Source organism: Methanosphaera sp. (assembly GCF_016282985.1).
GTDB lineage: Archaea > Methanobacteriota > Methanobacteria > Methanobacteriales > Methanobacteriaceae > Methanosphaera.
In genome coordinates this window covers 1-3179 of sequence record NZ_JAEELZ010000014.1, presented here as the reverse complement: position 1 = coordinate 3179, position 3179 = coordinate 1, and the positions used below count along the sequence as shown (strand labels likewise).

General features: G+C 28.6%; 4 protein-coding genes. 2 read left to right on the top strand and 2 right to left on the bottom strand.

What is annotated here, in order from left to right; genetic code table 11:
* Together QZZ11_RS00915 and QZZ11_RS00910 are read left to right on the top strand one after the other, a co-directional pair.
* Positions 1–738, top strand: a 738-nt coding sequence (locus QZZ11_RS00915) for an Ig-like domain repeat protein (RefSeq protein ID WP_292472674.1), incomplete at its 5' end; no start/stop codon positions are given.
* Between the two features lie 544 nt (positions 739–1282).
* A complete protein-coding gene (locus tag QZZ11_RS00910) occupies positions 1283–1744 on the top strand; it encodes a hypothetical protein (RefSeq protein ID WP_292472672.1) in 462 nt (153 codons plus the stop codon).
* A gap of 199 nt (positions 1745–1943) precedes the next feature.
* Here QZZ11_RS00910 and QZZ11_RS00905 read toward each other — a convergent pair whose 3' ends face one another.
* Complete coding sequence (locus QZZ11_RS00905) at positions 1944–2588, bottom strand: hypothetical protein (protein ID WP_292472671.1); 645 nt, start codon at positions 2586–2588, stop codon at positions 1944–1946.
* Between the two features lie 10 nt (positions 2589–2598).
* A complete protein-coding gene (locus tag QZZ11_RS00900; RefSeq protein ID WP_292472669.1) occupies positions 2599–3129 on the bottom strand; it encodes a FumA C-terminus/TtdB family hydratase beta subunit in 531 nt (176 codons plus the stop codon).
* Positions 3130–3179 lie beyond the last annotated feature (50 nt).

Sequence of the window (3179 nt, the reverse complement as noted above, 5' to 3'; positions counted from 1 at the left end):
TTCATCAACGGACAAAAATACTACGCAAAAACAGATAATACTGGAAAATACATATTAAGCGTAAAAACAAACAAAGTAGGAACCAACAACGTAACAATAGGATACAGCGGAAACGACAAATACAACCCATACGAAACCAACACAACATTCACAGTAACCGGAAAACAACCAGTAACAGTAACCTACGAACCAATAAATGACGTAAACTTCGGAGAAAATGTAACAATAACCGGAAAATTCATGACCAATAACGGTAAAGCAATATCCAACAGTAACGTAAAAATATACATCAACGGAATAAAATACCTAGCAAAAACAGACAACACAGGAAAATACACACTAAGCGTACAAACAACACAAACAGGAACCAACAAAGTAAGTGTCGGTTACAGTGGTAATGACAAGTATGAAGCATACGAAACCAACACAACATTCACAGTAACCGGAAAACAACCAGTAACAGTAACCTACGAACCAATCAACAACGTAAAACAGGGACAAAACGTGACAATCACAGGAAAATTCACAACAAACACAGGAAAGGCAATCACCAATACAAACGTGAAAATATTAATAAACGGTAAAAAATACTATGCAAAAACAGACAACACAGGAAAATACACACTATCAACACAAGCAAATACACTGGGAACCAACAACGTAACAATAGGATACAGCGGAAACGACAAATACGAAGCATACGAAACCAACACAACATTCACAGTATTAAAAGCCTAATTAACTTAATCACTTCAAATTAGAAGAATATAAATTAAATTATATTCCTTTTTTACTATTTTTTATTATATTTATTTTCATTTTCAAAATTCAATATATTTTTTCATTAAATTATTGTGGAGTATAATGAGTCCAAGTAAACTATGCTGAATCCGTGTTCTTCCACATTTTGTTCAAAAATTGTTATGATAAAAACATTACAACTACAACAAACTGCTTAACAAAAAATATCCCATGAAATACATCAGGACATATACTAACAACAAAACTATTATACGTAACTAAACAATAACAAAATAATTAAAAAATAAATAATTAACTATAAAATCTATTGATGAAATTAATATTTACATTCGATATACAATCTTTATTGTAAAAGTATTACTTTTTGCTTTTTAATAATAGAATCTCCACAAATCCAAAAAGATAAAAATATGTGTGAGATAAATGTTGATTAATTCTATTACAAAAATTTTTTTCAATCCAAAAAAAGATATTTTAAAAAAACTAAAAATAAAGATAAGCAAGAAGTAGGAGGGAAAAAATGAAACGAATTTATATGATCGGAATCGTAATTGTTCTAATTCTATTAGCTGGAGCATATCTCTTCAGTCCTATTTCACCTTTAAACAAAGTAAATTTCAACGGAGAAACAGTTAAACTATCATCAGGATATACTGTACAAAATTCTAGTGGAAATAGCTTAACAATATCTAATGGGACTAATGAATTAATCCTTACTTCAACTAACTTGAAAAGTGATTTAGAAGCTGCTGTATCCGGATATGAAGAAAAAGTTGCGGATAATTACAATGTTACAAGATCCAACTTTGAAATGAAAAATAATCAAGATGTAATTAAAACAGTAGCTGTGTCAAATAATGATACATTGAGCATTACTAAATACTGGTTTGTAAAAGACGGTAAAATTTGTGAAATTCAAACCAGCAATGCTCAAAATGGTACTGATGACATTGTTAGAGATTTAATAAACTCCATGAAATAAAAAAAAAATATACTTTTTTTTAATTTTTTTGAACTTTTGACATTATTATTTTTGTTTAAAATGTAATAGAATATTATAATAAGATCTTTAAATTACTTATTGAAATTATCTATATAAGTCTTATAATTAATAAGTAAACTTTCTATTTTCTAAAAACATTATGTCAAGTGATATTTTTTTAAAAAAAAATAGTTAAAGATTATTTTACTTTAAATGTGTTAAGTAAATAATCAAATTGTGGTGCTGCATTATCAAATACTGAATTAGGTGCTTGATTCAATATTCTTATATAATGTCCATTAGATTCAATCCAAGTATCTTGATAAGTAACATAGCTAACCCTATAATTAAATTGGTGTGCATTTTTACCATCAATCATCATAGCCGAATCATTAACCATTTCAAATTTTCCGGAATCATACATCAATGAATATAAACTATCTGATTTATATGCATCATCCAATGTAATTCCATCAGGTAGGGAATCATGTTTAGTAATCTCAGTTTTTACAATTACTACATCTGTTGCATTAGTTGTACTTGTATTGAGAATTGAACCATTGGCTGTTAAATCTTCTACACTGCCATTATAATAACTAAATTGATTAGTATCCACTGGATTTACAATAATAGAATTTGGACTACTTGATAAAAAAGGTGTTTTTAAAAAGTCATCATATTCATTTACAGTCCAAGAATTTGACATATCAAAGGAATAATCGTTGTCTTCAAAATGTTTTGCTTCACCATTTTCTGTAATGAAACTTGGAGTAATTACAAAAAATAATGCTATGATACCAATTGATAAAATAGACAATATCAGTAATATTGATTTTTCTCTCAATGAAATAACCTCATTTATTTTTTTTATATAAATTTTCATTATTTGAATCCATAGTAACTATCAATGGACCAAAACGTTTAACATCCAATTCCCAAATAGCTTCAGGCATACCCAAATCAAGCCATTTTACAGAATTTACCTCATTAATTCCATTCACATACAATGCTGCACATCCTCCAACAGCTGTTAAAAAAACAGCATTATTACGTACTAAAGCTTCCTGAGTTTTTTCATCCATTCCACCTTTACCAATAACCGCTTTAACACCCATATCTAAAACATCTGCTTCATAAGGATTCATACGCATACTGGTTGTTGGACCAACTGCAACAATTTCATATTTATCATCTTTTTGTTTAATGATTGGACCGGCATGGAATAATACTACGCCATTTAAATCCATTGGTGCTCCAGATTCAATAATTCGTTTATGTGCACTGTCACGAGCAGTAAAAATTTTACCGGACAAATAAACTGTATCTCCTACTTGAAGTTTATTAATATCCTCATCAGTTAATGGTGTACTTAACTCATATTCCAAAATATTACCCCACAAAAATATTATTATAATATATTATGTAATTTATTCAT